General features: G+C 63.2%; 16 protein-coding genes. 4 read left to right on the forward strand and 12 right to left on the reverse strand.

All coding sequences use genetic code 11. From position 1 onward, the window contains the following. Positions 1-16: 16 nt before the first annotated feature. The 5 genes from P353_RS23470 to P353_RS23490 all read right to left on the reverse strand — a co-directional run bounded on the left by P353_RS23470 (position 17) and on the right by P353_RS23490 (position 6764). Positions 17-1111, reverse strand: coding sequence for a branched-chain amino acid ABC transporter permease (locus tag P353_RS23470; protein WP_034375036.1), 1095 nt, complete (start codon positions 1109-1111; stop codon positions 17-19). Between the two features lie 145 nt (positions 1112-1256). Next, positions 1257-2126 carry a branched-chain amino acid ABC transporter permease gene (locus P353_RS23475; RefSeq protein WP_034375039.1) on the reverse strand — a complete coding sequence of 290 codons (870 nt, stop codon included), beginning with the start codon at positions 2124-2126 and terminating at the stop codon, positions 1257-1259. 155 nt (positions 2127-2281) lie between these two features. Next, positions 2282-3445: an ABC transporter substrate-binding protein gene (locus P353_RS23480; RefSeq protein ID WP_034375041.1), complete on the reverse strand. Its 1164-nt coding sequence runs from the start codon at positions 3443-3445 to the stop codon at positions 2282-2284. A 190-nt stretch (positions 3446-3635) separates the two neighbouring features. Beyond that, positions 3636-5198: a benzoate-CoA ligase family protein gene (locus tag P353_RS23485; protein WP_034375044.1), complete on the reverse strand. Its 1563-nt coding sequence runs from the start codon at positions 5196-5198 to the stop codon at positions 3636-3638. Positions 5199-5201: 3 nt separating this feature from the next. Next, positions 5202-6764 (reverse strand): 3,4-dehydroadipyl-CoA semialdehyde dehydrogenase, encoded by a 1563-nt coding sequence (locus P353_RS23490; protein WP_034375210.1) that lies wholly within the window; start codon positions 6762-6764, stop codon positions 5202-5204. Positions 6765-6931: 167 nt separating this feature from the next. Between P353_RS23490 and P353_RS23495 the strand changes: the two genes are divergently transcribed. Beyond that, positions 6932-7834, forward strand: coding sequence for a helix-turn-helix transcriptional regulator (locus tag P353_RS23495; RefSeq protein WP_034375046.1), 903 nt, complete (start codon positions 6932-6934; stop codon positions 7832-7834). 6 nt (positions 7835-7840) lie between these two features. Here the strand turns inward: P353_RS23495 and P353_RS23500 are convergent, their stop codons facing one another. From P353_RS23500 to P353_RS23515, 4 genes are all read right to left on the reverse strand, one after another. Further along, entirely contained in the window at positions 7841-9517 is a 1677-nt protein-coding gene (locus tag P353_RS23500) for an acyl-CoA dehydrogenase family protein (protein WP_034375049.1), read from the reverse strand. Positions 9518-9612: 95 nt separating this feature from the next. Continuing rightward, complete coding sequence (locus P353_RS23505; protein ID WP_034375051.1) at positions 9613-10446, reverse strand: M48 family metallopeptidase; 834 nt, start codon at positions 10444-10446, stop codon at positions 9613-9615. 37 nt (positions 10447-10483) lie between these two features. Further along, entirely contained in the window at positions 10484-11401 is a 918-nt protein-coding gene (locus tag P353_RS23510) for an EamA family transporter (RefSeq protein ID WP_052084985.1), read from the reverse strand. Between the two features lie 67 nt (positions 11402-11468). Further along, on the reverse strand, positions 11469-12164 hold the full coding sequence (locus P353_RS23515; protein WP_052084986.1) for a helix-turn-helix domain-containing protein: 696 nt from the start codon (positions 12162-12164) through the stop codon (positions 11469-11471). A 103-nt stretch (positions 12165-12267) separates the two neighbouring features. Here P353_RS23515 and P353_RS23520 point away from each other — a divergent pair, with 103 nt between their 5' ends. The 3 genes from P353_RS23520 to P353_RS23530 all read left to right on the forward strand — a co-directional run bounded on the left by P353_RS23520 (position 12268) and on the right by P353_RS23530 (position 15720). Next, positions 12268-13626 (forward strand): AmpG family muropeptide MFS transporter, encoded by a 1359-nt coding sequence (locus P353_RS23520; protein WP_034375057.1) that lies wholly within the window; start codon positions 12268-12270, stop codon positions 13624-13626. Positions 13627-13750: 124 nt separating this feature from the next. Then, positions 13751-14500 (forward strand): response regulator, encoded by a 750-nt coding sequence (locus P353_RS23525; protein WP_034348012.1) that lies wholly within the window; start codon positions 13751-13753, stop codon positions 14498-14500. Beyond that, positions 14500-15720, forward strand: a complete 1221-nt coding sequence (locus P353_RS23530; RefSeq protein ID WP_034375060.1) for a HAMP domain-containing sensor histidine kinase — start codon at positions 14500-14502, stop codon at positions 15718-15720. The genes P353_RS23525 and P353_RS23530 overlap by 1 nt, the downstream gene beginning before the upstream one ends. Before the next feature lie 54 nt (positions 15721-15774). On the opposite strand, the gene P353_RS23535 is transcribed toward P353_RS23530, so the two are convergent. The 3 genes from P353_RS23535 to P353_RS23545 are packed head-to-tail and all read right to left on the reverse strand — an operon-like array spanning position 15775 to position 19522. Further along, entirely contained in the window at positions 15775-17112 is a 1338-nt protein-coding gene (locus P353_RS23535; protein ID WP_034375061.1) for a UDP-glucose dehydrogenase family protein, read from the reverse strand. Beyond that, positions 17109-18119 (reverse strand): NAD-dependent epimerase, encoded by a 1011-nt coding sequence (locus tag P353_RS23540; protein WP_034375064.1) that lies wholly within the window; start codon positions 18117-18119, stop codon positions 17109-17111. Before P353_RS23540 ends, P353_RS23535 begins: the two co-directional genes overlap by 4 nt. Beyond that, entirely contained in the window at positions 18116-19522 is a 1407-nt protein-coding gene (locus P353_RS23545; protein WP_232776837.1) for an ArnT family glycosyltransferase, read from the reverse strand. The genes P353_RS23540 and P353_RS23545 overlap by 4 nt, the downstream gene beginning before the upstream one ends. Positions 19523-19532: the final 10 nt, after the last annotated feature.

A 19532-nucleotide genomic window follows, 5' to 3' on the forward strand; every position in this document is an offset into this window, starting at 1 on the left:
GGGAGCATTGCCTGTATCAACCACGGTCTGCTCCTTGCTCGATAGCTGCTGGCGATTTATCCGTCTGCGCTGCTGCCTTCTTCTGCCATTTGTCGTTGATGCCTACCAGCCCCTTGGGCAGCAGCGCGACCAGCGCGATGATGGCAAGGCCCAGCGTCAGCTGCCAGTGGTCCGCGGCATTGCCCACGATGGCGTGGGTGCTCAGCAACTCCTTGAGCAGCACAAAGGTGATGGTGCCCAGCACGGCACCGCGCAGCGAACCCACGCCGCCCAGAATCAGCATCAGCAGTACCTCGCCGGAGTGGTGCCAGGCCAGCAGCTCGGGGTTGACCACGGCATCGCGTGCGGCCAGCAAAAAGCCCGCCAGCCCCGCCAGCGCACCGGCAATCACAAAGCCTGCGAGCTTGTAGCCATAGGTGGTGAAGCCGGCAGCGCGCATGCGTTGCTCGTTGACCCGGATACCGGCCAGTGCATGGCCGAAGCGAGAGTGACGCAGCATGGCGATGAAAGCGTAGACCAGCACCAGCGCGACCAGCACCACGTAGTACTGCGTGGAGGAGCTCTCCATGTCCAGTGCTCCAATGGCCGGTCGCTGCATCAGGTAGATGCCGTCGCTGCCGCCAAAGTAGCCCACGTCGTGTACGACAAAAAACGCCAGTTGCGCGAACGCCAGCGTGACCATGATGAAGTACACGCCCTTGGTGCGCAGACTCAGGGCGCCGACCACCAACGCATACAGGCCCGAGACACCGACGGCGGCGCCCAGCATGACGAGAAAGTTGCTGCCGTCCTGGCCGGCGGCCTTCACGGCCGCGTAGGCGCCGAGGCCGAAGTAGGCCGCATGGCCCAGGCTGACCAGCCCAGCGCCGCCCACCAGAATGTGAAGACTGAGTGCAAAGATGGACAGGATCATGATCTTGACGACCAGATCGGAGAGATAGGCCGACCAGAAGGGCTGTGCGGCCGCCAGCAGCGCTGCGGCGGCCAGCGGCAGCACCACAGCTACCCACACGCTTTTTGCGCGAATGGGGCGGCTCTGGCTGGTGACGGCCGGAGCCTCTGCATAAGCCTGGTTGGATTGCGGCAGCGGCGTATAGGAGGTGTCGCTCATATCAGTGATCCTTGACACTGCTTGTAAAACTGGCGTGTGCCAAGCAGGAGACACCGAGCAAGGGCCGTCCCGCAGCGAAGGTGTTGCCCGCCTCCCGCGTAGGGAAAGAGGGGGAAGGCGCGAAGCGACTCAGGGGGGAGCTTCATCATCTCTTTCCCATCAGGCCTTCTGGGCGCCATACCAGGATCACGGCCATCAGCAGATAGATGCTCATGCCGCTGAGCTCCTGAAAGAACACCTTGCCGAAGGTATCCACAAAGCCCACCAGCAGCGAGGCAATCAGCGCGCCGGTAATCGAGCCTATGCCGCCGATGACCACCACCACAAAGCAGATGATGAGTACGCTGGAGCCCATGTTGGGGTAGACCGAACTCATGGGAGCCGCGATCATGCCGGCCAGGGCCGCCAGGGCCACGCCCACGGCAAAGACGATGCGGTACAGGCGCTTGATGTTGATGCCCAGGCCGCGCACCATGTCGCGATTGCTGGCGCCGGCGCGAATCATCATGCCTAAGCGCGTGCGGTTGACGGTGTAGTACATCAGCAGCGCCACCAGCAGGCAGGCAGCGGCTGCAAACACGTTGTACCAGGGGTACTGCATCATGCCCATCAGAGGGAAGCTGCCAGCCAGCCAGGCAGGCTTTTCCACGCCATGCACATCGTTGCCCACGAGGATGGCGCGCAGGCCTTCAAACACCAGAATCAGGCCATAGGTCATCAGCACCTGCTGCAGGTGATCGCGTTCGTAGAGAAAGCTGAAGAATGCCCATTCGAGAAAATAGCCCAGCACCACGGCCAGCACCACGCCGACCAGCAGCATGACGATGAAATGCTGGCCCAGGTACGGTGCGAGCGAGAACGCCACATAGGCACCGATCATGTAGAAGCTGCCATGGGCGAGGTTGATCACCCCCATGATGCCGAAGATCAGCGTCAGGCCAGAGGCCAGCAGAAACAGAAGCAGTCCGTACTGAACAGAGTTCAGGCACTGCACCAGAAAAGTGGCGAGATCCACGGCAATCCTTGTTGAAGCAGGAGGCTGCAAAGCGGGGCATACAGTCCGGCGAATCGTCGATTCGCGCTGGAGACGAGGCGCTCTGCCTGGGCCGGCACCGAAGGTGCGGCAAGCGCAGAGCAGCGACGTATCCAGGGCGGTAGGGCCCGCGTCTATTACATGCGGCAGCCGCGGGCAGGGTCAGCCAGAGCCTTCACTGCCACGCTGATCTTCTTGTTCTCCTTGCCGTCAACCTTGCGCAGATAGATGTCCTGCACGGGGTTGTGCGCCTTGCTCAGGGTGAAGTCGCCGCGCGGGCTGGCAATCGTGGCTTTTTCGATGGCGGTGCGGAAGACATCCTTCTTGCCGATGTCGCCACCGGCGGCCTTCAGGCCCACGGCCAGCATCTGCGCGGCGTCATAGCCTTGCACGGCATAGACATCGGGCTGCAGCTTGTAGTTCTTGGCGTAGTTGGTGCGGAAGGCCTGATCGCGCGCCGTGCCCAGTTCGTCGGCATAGTGCAGCGTGGTCAGCATGCCCTGGGCGGCCTCGCCCTGAGCGTCCAGCGTGCCGTCGGTCAGAAAACCCGGTCCGTAGAGCGGAATGGTCTTGGACAGGCCCGAGGCGTGATAGTCCTTGACGAATTTCACGGCACCTGCGCCAGCGAAGAACGAGAAAACGGCGTCGGGCTTGGCGGCTGCAATTTCGGTCAGCAAGGCCTGAAATTCCACGTTGGGAAAGGGCAGCGTCAGCTGTTTTGTGACTTTGCCGCCGCTCTTCTCAAAGCCTTCCTTCATGCCGTTCACCGCTTCTTCACCGGCCGCGTATTTCCAGGTGATGGTCATGGCCGTCTTCTTGCCCTCCTTGGCGGCTACCAAGCCCATGGGGTAGGCCGTCTGCCAGTTGCTGAAGGAGCTGCGGAAGATATTGGGCGCGCACATGGGGCCGGTGACTGCATCGGCTCCTGCATTGGGCACGATGAGCACAGTGCCGCTTTCCTTGGCAGCCTTGGCCATGGCCATGGCCACGCCGGAGTGCACGGTGCCAACGATCACGTCGACCTTGTCGCGCTTGATGAGGCGGTTGACGTTGTCCGTGGCCTTGGCGGGATCTGACTCGTCGTCGACCTTGAAGTATTCGATCTCGCGTCCGCCCAGCTTGCCGCCTTGCTCGGCTACCTGCATGCGAAAGCCGTTCTCGATCGCCACGCCCAGGGCGGCATAAGTGCCGCTGAAAGGCAGCATGAAGCCGACCTTGATCTTCTCCTGCGCCATGGCGCTGCTGCCGCTTGCGGCGGCAGCCAGTGCGATTGCGCTCCATATAGCCCATTGCTTGCTCATGCTTGTCTCCTGCTGGTTGATGGACGAATGCCGGCTTACTTTTAGATCAACGGTTATGACTGGCTGTGGTGCTGGGGTTGGCACTGATGCACGAGCGCACTCTAACAACTTTAGGTTTAAAGCAATACCAGCGATTGCCCTAGTTTGTGACTACTGTTTTGATAGCTTCTTGCAACCTTGCGATAAGCAATTAGCGTGGCTTGGATTCCAGCTCACGCAAACGAAAGCGTTGAATCTTTCCAGTCGCGGTCTTTGGCAGCTCATCGACAAATTCAATGAAGCGCGGGTATTTGTAGGCGGCCAGCCGATTCTTCACAAAGGCCTTGAGCTCGGCCTCGCTGGCGCGCTGTCCGGGCTTGCACACCACATAGGATTTGGTCTTGGTCAGGCCCTGTTCGTCGGTCACGCCGATCACGGCAGCCTCCAGTACCGCAGGGTGCTGCTGCAGCGTGGATTCGACCTCGAAGGGCGAGACATAGATGCCGCTGACCTTGAGCATGTCGTCGCTGCGGCCTGCATAGGTGTAGTAGCCCTCGGCATCGCGCACATATTTGTCGCCGCTCTTGAGCCAGACGCCCTGGAAGGTGTCGCGTGTCTTGTCACGGTTGGCCCAGTACATCAGGGCGGCGCTCGGGCCTTTGATGTAGAGGTCGCCAATCTCGCCATCGGCCACGGGCTGGCCGTCCTCGCCACGCAACTCCACCACATAGCCTGGTACAGGCTTTCCCGTGCTGCCGTAGCGTATGTCGTCCGGGCGGTTGGAGATGAAGATGTGCAGCATTTCGGTGGAACCGATGCCGTCCACGATATCGGCGCCGAAGTGGGTCTTGAAGCGCTGGGCAATCTCGGCCGGCAGGGCTTCGCCGGCCGAGGAGCACATGCGCAGGCTGACCTGCTCGCGCGGCGGCAAGGCGGGGTGAGCCAGCATGCCTGCAAAGCCCGTCGGCGCGCCGAAAAACACCGTGGGCTGGTGTTCGGTCCAGCGCCTGAAGGTGGCTTCCGGCGTGGGGCGCTCGGCCATCAGCACCACGCTGGCGCCCACGCTCAGGGGGAATGTCAGGGCGTTGCCAAGACCGTAGGCGAAGTAAAGCTTGGCGGCGGAAAAGCAGACATCGCTTTCGCTCAGGCCCAGCACCGGCTTGCCATACAGCTCGGCCGTCCAGTAGGGGTTGGCGTGGGTATGCACCGCTCCCTTGGGCTTGCCGGTGGAGCCCGAGGAATACAGCCAGAAGCCGGGGTCGTCGCCCATGGTTCTGGCGGCATGGGCCAGCGGCGTTTGTTGCTGCAGCCAAGGCTGCAGCGGCTCGAAGGCCGGTGGCAGGCCTTGCGGTGCTTCATCGGGCCTGGCGACCCAGATATGGTTGACCTCGTGCTGCGCCTGCTCCAGGGCCTGCTGCACCACGGGCACCAGCGCGCCATTGGTGAAAATCGCCTGCGCACGGCAATGCTCGAGCATATAGGCGTAGTCGGCGGCCGTGAGCAAGGTATTCACCGCCACCGGCACCACGCCTGCGTACATGGCTCCCAGAAAGGAGATCACCCACTCGCGCATATCGTGCATGACCAGCAGCACGCGCTCCTCGCGATGGATGCCGGCAGCGAGCAGGCCATGCGCCAGGCGGCGGGCCTGCTCCTGCAACTGCGCATAGCTGAGGGTGCCCTGGTCATCGGTGTAGGCGTTCTTGTCACCGCGCGCCTGGTTGAGATCGAACAGATGCTGGGCAAAGTTGAAGGCTTGGCTGAAGTCGGTCATGGCTCATGCTCCCGTCGTTTCGGCCAGTGCCTGCAGAACCTGCGGTGCAGCTTGTATGGCGCTTTTGCGATGATAGAAATCCAGTGCCCGCAGGCCGCCGAGTTCGCCGCCGCCGCCGGCGCGGCCCGGACCGCCATGCAGTGACTGGGGCATGACATTGCCGTGCCCGGTATGCAGCTTGGCGACAGCGGGGGTGACCACATGCACACGGCCGTGGCTGGCTGCGAGATCGGTGGCGGCTGCGGCCAGTGCCTTGTCGTCATCGCCGTAGATCGAGCAGACCAGCGAGCCCTGTCCGCGATGTGCAAGTGCCAGGCCATGGGCCAGGTCACGGTAGGGCATGAGAGTGGCCACGGGGCCAAAGACTTCCATGTCATGCACGAGCGCACTGCCATCGGGGTCCTGCGTCCCCAGCAGCACGGGCTGGGCGCAGGCGGCAATCTCCGGATCGACATCGATCAGCGCGTTGCGCCGGCCGTCATGCAGGGCCGTGGTGTGTTCAAGCAAGCAGCCCAGGCCCTGCTGCACGCTGTCGTATTGTTCGCGGCTGACCAGAGATCCCATGCGCACAGCCTCGTTGCGCGGGTTGCCTACGGTGATTTTGGCCAGTTGTGCACCGATGGCCTGGGCCACACCGTCGTACAGAGCTTGCGGTACCAGCACGCGGCGTATGGCCGTGCATTTCTGGCCAGATTTGACCGTCATTTCGCGCACCACTTCACGCGCCAGCAAGGCGGTGGCTTCGCTGTCGGGGCCATGGCCGGGCAGCAGCAGCGCGCAGTTCACGCTGTCGGCCTCGATATTGCTGCGCACTGAATGGCGGGTAATGGCCGCGTGGGAGCGGATGGTCGCAGCCGTGTCCGCAGATCCTGTGAAGGAGACCACATCCATGGGCTGCAGCCGATCCAGCAATCCGGCGGCACTGCCGCAGACGATGGACAGCGCCCCCGGCGGCAATATGCCGGCATCGATCACATCCTTGACCATGCGCTGGGTCAGCCAGGCGGTGGCCGTGGCCGGCTTGACGATGATGGGAACGCCCGAGAGCAGGGCTGGAGCCGCTTTTTCCCACAGCCCCCAGGCCGGGAAGTTGAATGCGTTGATGAACAGCGCCACGCCACGTGTCGGAACCTGGATATGCCGTGACAGGAAAACGCCGTCCTTGGCCAGCGCCACGGCTTCGCCGTCGCTCAGATGTCTGGCATCGCCCAGCGCTGCGCCCCATCTGGCGTATTGGTTCAGGGTGTAGATGCCGCCGTCCACATCGACGGCGGTATCGTTTCTTACAGTGCCGCTGTTGGCGGTGGAGATCTCGTAATACGTGTCGCGCCGGCTTTGCAGCACGGCGGCAATCTCGGCCAGCAGGGTGGCGCGCCGGGCGTAGCTCAGGGCGCGCAAGGCCTTGCCGCCGGTGTCGCGTGCAAAGGCAAAGGCTGCGCCCAGATCAAGCCCTGTGGCATCGACACGCACCAGCTCGACCCCCAGTACCGGGTCGAGTAACAAACTGCCCCGGCCGCTGCCGGTTTGCCAGCGGCCAGCAATATGGTTGGCCAGTAACTCAGTCATGGGGGTCTCCTGAAGTGCTGTTCTGATCAGCATCAAATCTTCGGCGAAACATGCAATATTGTGCGTGCAATCAAAAGATAAATACGAGACAATGCAGTGTCAAGCAATATATTGCATGATTCGCGTTAACCCCGACTGTTTATCATTCACGGCCTCTGAGGAGCTTTATGGATCAGTTAGACATGGCATCCGCGCTGGTTGCGGAAGGGGATGAGGCGGGCAAAAGCCCGCTGCTGCAGGCCTTGGGCGAGAGGGTGCGCAATCTGCGTGCGCGCCGCGGTCTCACGCGCCGTGGGCTGGCCTCTGCCGCCGTGGTGTCGGAGCGGCATCTGGCCAATCTCGAATACGGCACGGGCAATGTCTCCATCCTGGTGCTGCAGCAGATTGCAAATGCACTTCAGTGCAGCATGGCCGAGTTGCTGGGCGATGTGACGACTGGCAGTGCTGAATGGCTGTTGCTGCGCGAGCTGCTGGAAGGCCGCAGCGAAGCCGACTTGAAGCGCGTGCGACTGGCCGCCGGAGAGATTCTGGGTACCGCACCCATCGGCGATCCGCACCGGGCTTCGCGCATTGCCCTGATAGGCCTGCGCGGCGCGGGCAAGTCCACGCTGGGGCGCATGCTGGCCGAGCAGTTGAATGTGCCGTTTCTCGAGCTGAACCAGGAGATCGAACGAGTGGCGGGCTGCAGCGTGCGCGAGATTTATGACCTCTATGGAGCTGGCGCCTATCGTCGTTACGAGCGCCGCGCGCTGGAAGAGGCCGTGCAGATCTACAGCGATGTGGTGATTGCCACCCCGGGCGGCATCGTGTCAGACCCCGCAACCTTCAACGAACTGCTTAGTCACTGCACCACGGTCTGGCTGCAGGCCCAGCCCGATGAGCATATGAGCCGTGTCGTGGCCCAGGGCGACACGCGGCCCATGGCGGCCAACCCCGAGGCCATGGATGATTTGCGCCGGATTCTGGACGGCCGATCAGCCTTTTATTCCAAGGCCGATCATGTCTTGGACACCAGCGGCAAGAGCTTGCCGCAAAGTTTCAGGCAACTGAAAGCGCTGGTCGCCGCCTGAGCGGATTCAGGCGGGCAGGGCGCGCTCAAGTATGGCCGCAATGTCGAGCCCAGCCGGGTCGAACGCTCCGACCACCATGGCCCCGTCCTGCGCGCCCAGGCGGGTGTGGATGAAGCCATTGGCCATGGGGGGGGGCGCGTGCCTGTGCATCAGGCAGGCCTGGGCCAGCAGACACAAGTCCTGCACCAGTCGGCGGGCTTGCGGCTCCAGTGCATCGGGGGCTGCAGATAGGCGTTGGGCCAGCGATTGCGCCATCGCCGTCAGCAGGGGCTGGTCGGCAGCCATTTCGCTGAGATCTTGCAACAGCAGGCGCGCGGCTTCGGGCTCGCGGCCCATGGCGCGCAGCACATCGAGGCACATCACATTGCCCGAGCCTTCCCAGATGGAGTTGACGGGCGCCTCGCGGAACAGGCGCGCGACGATGCTGTCCTGCACATAGCCATTTCCGCCAAAGACCTCCATGGCTTCGCCCGTGATCTCCACCGAGCGCTTGCAGACCCAGAACTTGGCGGCCGGAGTCATGATGCGCTTCCAGGCGCGAGCCAGCAGATCGCCTTCGGCCTCCAGCTCATAGGCCAGCGCCAGATGCATGGCGAGCTGCATGGAGGCTTCGCTTTCGAGTGCCAGGTCCGCGAGCACGGTGGCCATCAGCGGCTGATCCGCGAGATGTTTGCCAAAGGCCGATCGCTGACGCGCATAGGCAATCGACTGCACGGTGGCGCTGCGCACAATGGCCGCACTGCCCAACACGCAGTTCAGTCGCGTGTAGCTGGCCATCTCGATGATGGTGGGAATGCCGCGCCCTTCCTCGCCCATGAGAATGCCCCAGGCGTCCTGCAGCTCCACTTCCGAGCTGGAGTTGCTGCGGTTGCCGACCTTGTCCTTGAGGCGCTGCACACGCACCGGGTTCTTGCTGCCATCGGGGCGCCAGCGCGGCACGAAAAAGCAGGCGTGGCCGCCGAGTTCGCCGCTGGCCGTGGCCATGCGCGCCACCACCAGATGGGCGTCGCACATGGGGGCCGAGAAAAACCATTTGTGGCCGCGCAGCAGATACTCACCGCCGCGGCCACCCTCATGCACGGGATGGGCCACCGTGGTGTTGGCGCGCACGTCCGAGCCGCCCTGTTTCTCCGTCATCCCCATGCCTATCCAGATGGATTTTTTCTGGCTCAAGGGCAGGTCGCGCGCGTCGTACTCGTGGCTGAACAACTGGGCTTGCAACTGGCTCCAGAGCTGGGGCTCTTTTTGCAGCACAGGGATGGCCGCCGTGGTCATGGTGGCTGGGCATAGAGTGCCTTGCTCCACCTGGCCGTGCAGGTAAAAGCCTGCGGCCCAGGCGCTCCAGCGACCGCGGCTCGGGCTCTCAAAGGGCAAGGAGATCAGACCTTGCTCGCGATACAGCTGCATGAGGCGATGCCAGCTGGGATGGAATTCCACGGCATCGAGCACACGCCCGCGTGCGTCAAAGCGCTGCAGCTCGGGCGTATGACGGTTGGCGAGTTCGGCCTGCTCCCAGCGGTGCTTCTTGCCAAGCTGTTGCGCAAAGCGGCTCAGCGCTGGCACAAAGCCCTGGGCCTGCTGGCGCTGCAGCACTTCCTGCAAGGCCGCATCGACCTGCAGCAGATCGATGTCGGTCAGCTCATCGAACTGGTTGAAGACGTCATGGGTGTCCAGGGCCTGCATGCGATCACTCCTGTGGCTGTGCGCTCGTCACAGGCCAATATAGAGCGCGTCATGGCTGACGCAAAGCGGGTTTTCAACCGCCTTGTCACCTGTGCTCAGCGCCTGCGTGCCTGCTCGTACAAGCCCATGACGCGCGGCACGTTCCCCTCCAGCTGACGTATGCGATCGGGGCCCGTCGGATGCGTGGAGAGAAAGCCTATGCCGCCTTCGCCCGTGGCCTGGCCCATCTTTCGCCACAGGCTCACGGCGGCCTGCGGGTTGAAGCCGGCGCGGGCCGCGAGCTCCAGTCCGACCAGATCGGCATCGCTTTCGTCGTTGCGGCTGAACTTGAGGCTGAGCAACTGGCCGCCCAGGCGTGCCGCGGCATTGCCGATATCGCCCAGACCCAGCAATTGCGCGCCCAGCGATATGCCTATGCTGGTGGCCTGATTCTTGGCCAGCTGCTCGCGCGAATGCTCGCGCAGGGCATGGGCCATCTCGTGGCCCATGATCATGGCGATCTCGTCGTCCGTCAGCTTGAGCTGGTCGATGATGCCGGTGTAGAAGGCGATCTTGCCGCCGGGCATGCAGAACGCGTTGATCTGCTTGCTGCCTATGAGATTGACCTCCCAGCGCCACTGGCCGGCGCGCGGGTTCCACTGCGCGGCATAGGGAATGAGGCGCTGGGCAATGCCGCGCAGGCGTTGCAGCTGCGGGTTGCCGGCGTCTGCCAGCGCACCCTGAGCCTTGGCTTTTTGCAGCAGCTCCTGGTACTGCTGGGTTGCAGAGTTTTCCAGCGTCTCGGCCGGCACCAGCTGGCGCATGACCGATGCCTTGCCGACCTCCACCTGAGCCTGCGCTGGCGCGTGCATCAGCGCAGCGCAGGCCAGTGCGGGCAGCAGGCAGTTGCGGGTGGCGGGCAGGCGCAGGGATGAGATTAGGGCGTACATGAGCGCCAAGTCTATGCGAGCTGCAGTCTGCCTCGGGTCAGACGTTTTCTGCAGTCTTGCGCTCTGCCTGCACCACCAGCCACAGGCCTCCGATCACGCCGAGCAGACCGATCACGGACCACCAGGCGGGGCGCTCGCCGACCACCAGCAAAGACAGTGCAAAAGCGGTGATCGGCTCGGCCTTGCTCAGTGCCACGCCGGTCGCGGCAGACATGCCGCGCAGGCCCACGGAGAACAGCAGATAGGCAAGCCCCGTGGCGACCATGCCCAGATAGATCACTACGGCCCAGCCGTCGGCGCTGATCTGCAGCGGCCCGCCCAGCCAGGCCGAAACGGGCAGCGACAGCAGGGCTGCGCAGGCAAACACCCAGGCATTGACCGTGGCCACACGCGCCTGAAGCACCAGCGCCTGGTTGACCAGGGCGTAGGCGGCATAGGACAGACCGGCCAGCAGGCACAGGGCCATGCCCGCCCATGGCAGATGCTGTCTGTCGGTGGCAGCCAGTGCCATGACAATGCCTCCGCCCACGCCGGTGCAGGTGCCAAGCCACCATTGAGGGCTGGGCATGCGCTTTTGCACCACGGCCTGCATCAGACCGGCCCAGATGGGGCCGCTGCCTATGGCCAACGCCGTACCCAGGGCCACGCCGCTGGCCTTGACGCCGGCAAAGAAGCTGAGGTTGTAGATAGCCATGCAGAGGCCGCAGAACACGATACGCGCCCAGCGCATGGGTTGGTGCGCGTGGCCTCGGTCCAGCACCATCGCCAGTGCGACAAAGAACAGCGCGGCCATGACCATGCGCAGGCCGCCTACCCAGTAGGGCGAGAGCTGTGCGGGCGCGAAATGCTGTGCCGTGCCAGTGGTGCCCCAGAGCATGGCGGCGGCCAGTACCAGGCCGACAGGACCCAAGGCTCTTCGGGACGATGAGCAAGAGATAGCAGAAGTGATAGACATGAGTGAGCCATCATGCGCGGGCCCGGGCCGCGCATCTGTCGAGAAACGCTTGAAGTGAGGGGGCGGCTCAGCGCGGCTGACGCAGCTGGCGCGACGTCACGCCGCGCTCGCGCCGCAATGCATAGGCCAGGGCGCTGGCCGAGGCGTAGCCGCAGCGCAGCGCGGTCGCTTCAAGTGCGGTCCCCTGCTTGAGCTGCAGCACGGCAGCGTCCAGGCGCAGGCCGCGCAGCCAGTCCTGCGGGGTGCGGTCCGTCAGCTCCACAAAACGGGCATGGAACTGAGCCACGCTCAGGTGCATCAGGCCCGCCAGCCTGGCCGTGGGCCAGCTCTCATGCAAAGCGGCCTGAACCTGCTGCTGCAGCCGCAGCAGATCCAGGCCGCGCCGCTGCAGCAAGGTGGGAGCCTGCAGCACCAGCGCCATCTGCGCAGCGGCCGACAGGCTCGATTGCGGAAAGCGCAGCGCCGGGGGCACGGCAAAGCGGCGCAGCTTGTCCAGCCCCTGGGCCATGGGCGCATCGATCACCAGTACCTGGGTTTGCGGTGTGGCCAGATAGCCATGGTCGGCACCTGCGGGGATGACCATGCCGCAGGCGCTGTCGACAAAGCTGGGTCTGCCGGCCACCTCCAGCTCCATGCGTCCCTGCAGCGCAAACAGAATCTGGGCGTAGTCATGGGCATGTTCCTGATGCTCGCCGCTGTAGCTGCGCACCGAGGTCTGTGCCTGGTCAAGCACAGGGCGCGGAGATGCGGTGTCACGGCTCATGGGGCAATCCTGCTTACAGAAAGAGACGGTGGTCGCGGTAATGGTAGCGCCCGGCGACTGGCGCGGGCAACCGATAATGCCCTCTGCCTCAAAGAACCAGACCATGACCGAGTCGTCCCAAACAAGCACCAGCCCCACTTCCGCAGATGTCGTCATCAAGCCCAAGCGCAGCTGGAGCCAGGCCTTCAAGGTCTATGCCCAGCCCACCAGCTTGCGCATGCTGGCCCTGGGTTTCTCGGCCGGCCTGCCGCTGCTGCTGGTGCTTGGCACCTTGAGCTTCTGGCTGCGCGAGGCCGATATCGATCGCACGACGATAGGATTCCTGAGCTGGGTGGGTCTGGCCTATGCCTTCAAATGGGTGTGGTCTCCGCTGGTGGATCGCCTGCCCCTGCCGGCGCTGACGCGCATGCTGGGGCGGCGCCGCAGCTGGCTGTTGTTTTCGCAGCTGCTGATCGTGGCGGGCCTGCTCGGCATGTCGTTCATGGACCCCAAGCAGTCCCTGCAGCCGCTGGTGTGGTGCGCGCTGCTGGTGGCTTTCGGCTCGGCCACGCAGGATATTGCGCTGGATGCCTATCGCATCGAGTCTGCCAAGGTCGACGACCAGGCAGCCCTGGCGGCCACCTACCAGACCGGCTATCGCCTGGCCATGATCTGGGCCGGCGCCGGCGTGCTGTGGGTGGCGGCGCAGGTGCAAGGGGATGTGCAGGGCTATATGGTGCAGGCCTGGCATGTGGCCTATACGGCCATGGCGGCGAGCATGCTGGTGGGCATGGTCACGGTGCTGTTCTCGCCCGAGCCTGAAACCCGTCCCATCGCACCGGCGCGCAATGCCGCCGAATGGATCAATGGCGCGTTGATTGCACCGTTTGCCGACTTCATCGGCCGCTACCGGTGGCAGGCGCTGCTGCTGCTGGCGCTGATCGGCCTGTATCGCGTGAGCGACGTGGTCATGGGCATCATGGCCAACCCGTTCTATGTGGACATGGGCTACACCAAGGAAGAGGTGGCTGCCGTGACCAAGGTGTTCGGCGTCATCATGACGCTGCTGGGTGGCTTTGTGGGCGGCACCATGGCCGTGCGTTGGGGCGTGATGCGTGTGCTGATGCTGGGCGCCGTGCTGTCGGCAGGCACCAATATGCTGTTTGCCTGGCTGGCCACACGCGGCCACGATGTCTCGGCGCTGGTCTGGGTGGTCAGTGCCGACAATCTCGCCGGGGGGATCGCCTCGGCGGCCTTTATCGCCTATCTATCGGGCCTGACCAATGTGCAGTACTCGGCCACGCAATATGCGCTGTTCAGCTCCATGATGCTGCTGGCCCCCAAGTGGCTGGCGGGCTTCTCGGGGGTGTTTGTCGATGCTTATGGTTACGAGGCGTTCTTCCACACCACGGCGCTGATGGGCTTCCCCGTGCTGTTGCTGATTTTCCTGGCATCCAGAGTGAAAATTGGCTCTGACGCTTGATGGGTAAGTACTGACAGCTATTGTTTTTGAGCGGCTCGGCGTTTACCCAACTTTACGCACCAGACAAGAGCAGGTCACCTGCGTGCTGCAGCATGGCGTCTTGAAGAAATACCGAGGCGCGAGCATGACTACACTGCCCCCTATGAGCACGCACCAACTTCTGATGATTGAGGACGACGTTCGCCTGGCGCAAATGGTGAGCGACTACCTGGGTAATAACGGCCTGGAAGTGACCCATATGGCTGACGGCAAGAGCGGCCTGGAACAGCTGCAGCCCAGCGATGGCGGCTCGGTCGAGCTGCCCGACCTGGTGATCCTGGACCTGATGCTGCCCGACATGGACGGGCTTGAAGTCTGCCGGCGAATACGCTCCATGCCTGGTACTCCAGCACAGGTTCCCGTGCTGATGCTGACCGCCAAGGGCGACCCCATGGACCGCATCATCGGTCTGGAACTGGGCGCCGACGACTATCTGCCCAAGCCTTTCGAGCCGCGTGAGCTGCTGGCCCGCATTCGCGCCATCCTGCGTCGCAAAGGCAGCGAGAGCCAGGCGGCCCCCGCCAATGCCGTCATGCGCTTCGGTAGTCTGGAAATCGATCGCGATGCCCGCACCGTGTCGGTGGGCGAGCAGCAGGCCGACCTCACCTCCTACCAGTTCGACCTGCTGGTGGCACTGGCCGAGCGCGCCGGTCGCGTTCTGACGCGCGATCAGATCATGGAAGCCGTGCGCGGCCGCGAACTGGAGGCGTTCGACCGCTCCATCGACGTGCACATGGGCCGCATCCGTGCCGCGATCGAGGCCGACCCCAAGGCTCCCAAGCGCATTCTCACCGTGCGTGGTGTGGGCTACGTTTTTGCCAAGCAACAAGACTGATGAAGCTGCTGCATGCTTTCTCCCAGCGCCTGTATCTGCGCATCTGGCTGGCGGTGGTGGTCGGCGTGGCCGTGCTCACGCTGTGCGTGGCCTGGGCCTGGAATATTGCCGAAGAGCAGCGCGCCCAGAACAGCACCACGCCTCCTTCGCGCGAGATGGTGCTCAAAGGCCCCGAGGGGGAGGTTCTGGTGGAGGGGCGTGGCAACCGCATCTCCGGTTCGCCCGTAGATGGCGTGCGCTTTGAAATTGCCGCCCGGGACGGGCAGGTCTATGAGCTATGGATGGCGCCGCGCGAGTGGCGTGAGGGTCGCCCTCCCCCGCGTGATGGTGCCGTCGCCTTCTGGCTGCGGCCCCCGTTCGGCTTTCTGTGGATGCTGGGCCTGGTCGGCGTGGCGGTGGTGGTGGGCGTATTTCCCATCATTCGCCGTCTGCTCAAGCGACTGGAAAACCTGCAGCGCGGTGTCAAGCGCTTCGGTGAGGGCGATCTGTCGGTGCGTGTCCCCGAGCATGGTCACGATGAGGTGGCGGATCTGGCGCACCAGTTCAACGCTGCTGCAGCGCGCATCGAAACCTTGATGACGTCTCACAAATCTCTGTTGGCCAATGCCTCGCATGAGCTGCGTTCGCCGTTGACGCGCATCCGCATGGGCCTGGAGTTCATGGGGGACGATCCGGCCAGTGCACGCGCCAAGGCCGAGATCCAGCGCAATATTGGCGAGCTTGACCAACTGGTCGACGAGATTCTGCTGGCCAGCCGGCTGGACTCCAGCGAGGTCGATGTGGGCACGGTGGAGTCGGTCGATCTGATCGGCCTGGCAGCCGAGGAATGTGCGCGCATCGATGCCGATCTGGAGATGCAGACCGATGGCCCGCTTGAGGTGCAGGGGATCGCGAAACTGCTGCGCCGGGCAGTGCGCAATCTGCTGGAGAATGCGCGCCGCTACAGCGAGGGCGAGATCACGCTGTCCCTGTCCAAGCAGGACGGCATGGCATTGATCCGTGTCGAGGATCACGGCCCTGGAGTTCCCAAGGCGCAGCGCGAGCGTATCTTCGAGAAATTCTATCGCCTGCCTGGGGCCAGCGAGCGATCCGGTGGTGTGGGCCTGGGCCTGTCGCTGGTGCGTTCGATCGCCGAGCGACATGGTGGTACGGTGTACTGTGAAGCACGCAACGACGGCCGTAGCGGTGCGAGTTTCGTGATCAGCTTGCCATTGGCCTGAGCCGCAGTCCAAGAAAAAAGCCCCGCAGGTTTCGGCCCGCGGGGCTTTTTTGTATCAGCGCGGCTGCTGGGCGGGACGGCCTATGGAGACATAGCCCAGGCCATGGCTGGCAGGCAGGGCAGGCTCGTAGAGGTTGCGGCCGTCAAAAATCATTCTGTCGTGCAGTGTTGCAGCCAGCAGGTCGAAGTCCGGCGCACGGAAGATCTGCCATTCGGTCACGATGGCCAGACTGTCTGCATCCTGCGCGGCAGCCAGGGGGCTATCCACCAGCTCCAGGTCGGCACGCTCGCCGTAGATGCGGCGGGCTTCCTTCATGGCAACGGGGTCGTAGGCTTTCACCTTGGCACCGGCGCTCCAGAGCGACTCCAGCAGATTGCGGCTGGGCGCTTCGCGCATATCGTCGGTATTGGGCTTGAACGCCAGGCCCCAGACGGCGATGGTCTTTCCCTCCAGCTGGCCGTTGTAGAAGGCGCTGATGCGCTCGAACAGCACATTGCGCTGGGCATGGTTGCGGTCCTCTACGGCATTGAGCAGCAGAGGCTCGAACTCGACCTCCCTGGCAGTGTGTATCAGCGCCTTCACATCCTTGGGAAAGCAGCTGCCGCCATAGCCCACGCCCGGGTAGATGAAGTGGTAGCCGATGCGCGGGTCGCTGCCAATGCCACGGCGCACGGCCTCCACATTGGCTCCCAGCTTTTCCGCCAAGTTGGCAATCTCGTTCATGAAGCTGATCTTGGTCGCCAGCATGGCATTGGCTGCATATTTGGTCAGCTCGGCGCTTCGGACATCCATCATCACGATCTTGTCGCGATTGCGGTTGAAGGGGGCGTAGAGCTCGCGCAGCTTGGCTTCGGAAGCCGGGTTGCCGGTGCCGATGATGATGCGGTCCGGGCGCTGGCAGTCGCCCACGGCCGCGCCTTCCTTGAGAAACTCCGGATTGGACACCACGTCGAACGGGTATTGCACATTGCGTTGTGCAAGGCCTTCGGCGATCACGGCCGAGACCTTGTCCGCCGTGCCCACGGGCACGGTCGATTTGTTGATGACGATACGCGGGCCGTCCATGTGCTTGGCAATGGTGCGGGCAACGGCCAGCACATATTGCAGGTCGGCGCTGCCGTCTTCATCGGGTGGTGTGCCCACGGCCAGAAAGATCAACTCGCTGTGTGCCACGCCTTCGGCGGCATTGGTGGTGAACTGCAAACGGCCCAGCTGCTGGTTGTTGATGACGAGTGCATCGAGGCCAGGTTCATGGATGGGGATCTGGCCGGCCTTGAGTGCCGCGACTTTCCTCTCATCCACATCCACGCAAAGCACCTGGTGGCCTACGTCGGCCAGCACGGCGCCTTGCACAAGACCGACATAGCCGGTACCAAAGACAGTAACTTTCATACGCGATAAAAAGAGCGATACCAATCCACAAAATGCTGCACACCCGTGACCACGGGCATGGATGGCGAGAAGCCGACCCAGGCTTGCAGGGCACGCGTGTCGGCCGAGGTGCTGTGCATGTCCCCGGGCTGTATGGGCAGCATTTGCTTGCGGGCGGTAATTTTCAGGGAGCCCTCCAGTGCCGCGATGTAGTCCATCAGCACGGTGGGCGCGTTGTTGCCGATATTGAAGATGCGATAGGGCGCGGTGCTGGTGCCAGGGTTGGGGTTCTGGCTGTCATAGCTGGCGTCGGGCGTGGCAGGCTTGTCCAGCACGCGCATGATGCCTTCGACAATATCGTCGATATAGGTGAAGTCGCGCATCAGCTTGCCTTCGCCATAAACATCGATGCGCTCGCCCGCCAGTATGGCCCTGGTGAACTTGAACAAGGCCATGTCGGGGCGGCCCCAGGGACCGTACACCGTGAAGAAGCGCAGGCCTGTGGTGGGTATGCCGTACAGGTGCGAATAGGTATGAGCCATCAGCTCATTGGCCTTCTTGGTGGCTGCGTAGTAGCTGATGGGGTGGTCCACCGCGTCGCTTTCGGCAAACGGCATCTTGGTGTTGCCGCCATAGACGCTGGAACTGCTGGCATAGACCAGATGCCCGACCTGGTGCTTGCGGCATCCTTGCAAGATATTGCCAAAGCCCAGCAGATTCGAGTCGGTGTAGTCGTCGGGCTGATCGATGGAGTAGCGAACACCGGCCTGCGCGGCCAGATGAAGCACCTTGGCGGGAGCCACTTGGGCAAACAGGTCGGCCATGCCTTGCCGGTCCGCCACATCGAGCTCCACAAAGCGGAAGTGGGCATGCGGACGCAACTCGGCGAGGCGGGCATGCTTGAGTGCCACGTCGTAGTAGTTGTTGAGGTTGTCGATGCCAACCACGGGCACGCCTTGCTCAAGCAGTCGCTTGGCGCAATGCATGCCGATAAAGCCGGCACAGCCGGTGATCAGAACGGGATTCATGGGGCAATCCAGAGATATTGGTATTGCGCAGGTGTTGCGCTGGCAGGCATTTTCTCGAAAGGCATGCTCAGTGTCTGCACCGCGGTTTTTGTCTGCGTGGTGAAGATGCCGGTCCACCAGCCCTCGACGGGCTTGTCGGCGCGTGTAATCAATAGCAGACCGCCTGCGGTATCGGCGTCGGCCTGAGACAGGCACTGCCTCAGCTGTGCGCCATCAGAGCAGCCCAGGGCGTAGGTTTGTGGGAACTGCGAATGCAGCATGGCCGCCATCATATGGTCCGAGCCCACGATGACTCCCTTGCCGTCGTAACCGGCCTTGCGCAGTTCCTGGGCCAGCGCCTTGACCGGATGGTTGAGCTCGTCGGGATCGTTCTTGCGACCACCCTGCCAGGGGCGCAGTGTTGCCATGATCAGAAAGATCAGCGCAAAGACGACGACGAAGGTGGTGAACATCCGGCCCACGCCTTGCTCCAGAAGCGTCGGACGCCAGACATAGAGGGCCAAGGGTGCAATGGCCGTCAGAGGCAGCATCCATCGCTGCTTGAAGTCCGTGACATCGGCTGCCAGCACCATGGCCAGCAGGCAGATGGCAATGATGAGCAGGTAGTTGCGCAGCAAAGGCCGGGCCCAGACCTGGGCCGGCAAAGACGCATTGCAGCCTGTTCTCCAGAGTCTGGAGCGGTAGCTGAGCAGAACGGCAATCAGCCACAGGCCCAAGGTCGCAAGCAGGGCCTTGAGCAGATTGCCCAGACCCTTCAGATGCGAGGCCTCGGTGGAGATTGACATCTTCTGCACGGTTTCGGTGGTTGCCATGCCCCAGTGCGAAGCCAGCCAGAAGCCATGGGGCGCAAACACCAGCAAGCCCACCAGCGGAGCCAGCCACCAGCCCTTGGCGAAGATGGCGCGACGCACCTGTGCCACCGTCATGGAGGCCAGGAACAAGGCGCCAATGAGCATGGCATAGCTGTATTTGGACAGCATGCCCAGACCGCAGAAGAGGCCGATCAGAACAAAATTGATGGCTTGCGGCCTTTGCACCTGGCGCAGCACAGCCCACCATAGACCCATGGTCATTGCCGTCACCATCACCGTATGGGTCTGGTCGCGCAGCGAGTCCCAGCCGAAGGGGGGCATCAGCAGCAGACCTGCGGCAACCCACCAGGCCCCTTTCTGCCCCAACAACTGCCGGCCAGCCAGCCATGCCAGGCAATAGGTCAGGGCAATCAGCAAATGTTTGAGCAGAGCCAGAGCCAGCACCGAAGGGCCGAGAATCTGGCAGGCCGCCCATTGCATCCAGGTATACAGAGGCGGCTGCGGGCCATAGCCCAGCTGCAATTGCTGGGCCCAGAGAATCTGTTCGGACTCATCCCATTTCATGCCCGCAGAAATGCTGATACGGGACACGATATGGGCA

Source organism: Comamonas testosteroni, assembly GCF_000761245.1.
Taxonomy (GTDB): Bacteria; Pseudomonadota; Gammaproteobacteria; order Burkholderiales; family Burkholderiaceae_C; genus Comamonas; species Comamonas testosteroni_C.

Excerpts from the sequence above, each read along its gene's own strand:
- P353_RS23470 (WP_034375036.1), bottom strand. The coding sequence starts at position 1,111 with ATGAGCGACACCTCCTATACGCCGCTGCCGCAATCCAACCAGGCTTAT.
- P353_RS23480 (WP_034375041.1), bottom strand. The coding sequence starts at position 3,445 with ATGAGCAAGCAATGGGCTATATGGAGCGCAATCGCACTGGCTGCCGCC.
- P353_RS23485 (WP_034375044.1), bottom strand. The coding sequence starts at position 5,198 with ATGACCGACTTCAGCCAAGCCTTCAACTTTGCCCAGCATCTGTTCGAT.
- P353_RS23490 (WP_034375210.1), bottom strand. The coding sequence starts at position 6,764 with ATGACTGAGTTACTGGCCAACCATATTGCTGGCCGCTGGCAAACCGGC.
- P353_RS23495 (WP_034375046.1), top strand. The coding sequence starts at position 6,932 with ATGGATCAGTTAGACATGGCATCCGCGCTGGTTGCGGAAGGGGATGAG.
- P353_RS23500 (WP_034375049.1), bottom strand. The coding sequence starts at position 9,517 with ATGCAGGCCCTGGACACCCATGACGTCTTCAACCAGTTCGATGAGCTG.
- P353_RS23505 (WP_034375051.1), bottom strand. The coding sequence starts at position 10,446 with ATGTACGCCCTAATCTCATCCCTGCGCCTGCCCGCCACCCGCAACTGC.
- P353_RS23510 (WP_052084985.1), bottom strand. The coding sequence starts at position 11,401 with ATGTCTATCACTTCTGCTATCTCTTGCTCATCGTCCCGAAGAGCCTTG.
- P353_RS23515 (WP_052084986.1), bottom strand. The coding sequence starts at position 12,164 with ATGAGCCGTGACACCGCATCTCCGCGCCCTGTGCTTGACCAGGCACAG.
- P353_RS23520 (WP_034375057.1), top strand. The coding sequence starts at position 12,268 with ATGACCGAGTCGTCCCAAACAAGCACCAGCCCCACTTCCGCAGATGTC.
- P353_RS23525 (WP_034348012.1), top strand. The coding sequence starts at position 13,751 with ATGACTACACTGCCCCCTATGAGCACGCACCAACTTCTGATGATTGAG.
- P353_RS23530 (WP_034375060.1), top strand. The coding sequence starts at position 14,500 with ATGAAGCTGCTGCATGCTTTCTCCCAGCGCCTGTATCTGCGCATCTGG.
- P353_RS23535 (WP_034375061.1), bottom strand. The coding sequence starts at position 17,112 with ATGAAAGTTACTGTCTTTGGTACCGGCTATGTCGGTCTTGTGCAAGGC.
- P353_RS23540 (WP_034375064.1), bottom strand. The coding sequence starts at position 18,119 with ATGAATCCCGTTCTGATCACCGGCTGTGCCGGCTTTATCGGCATGCAT.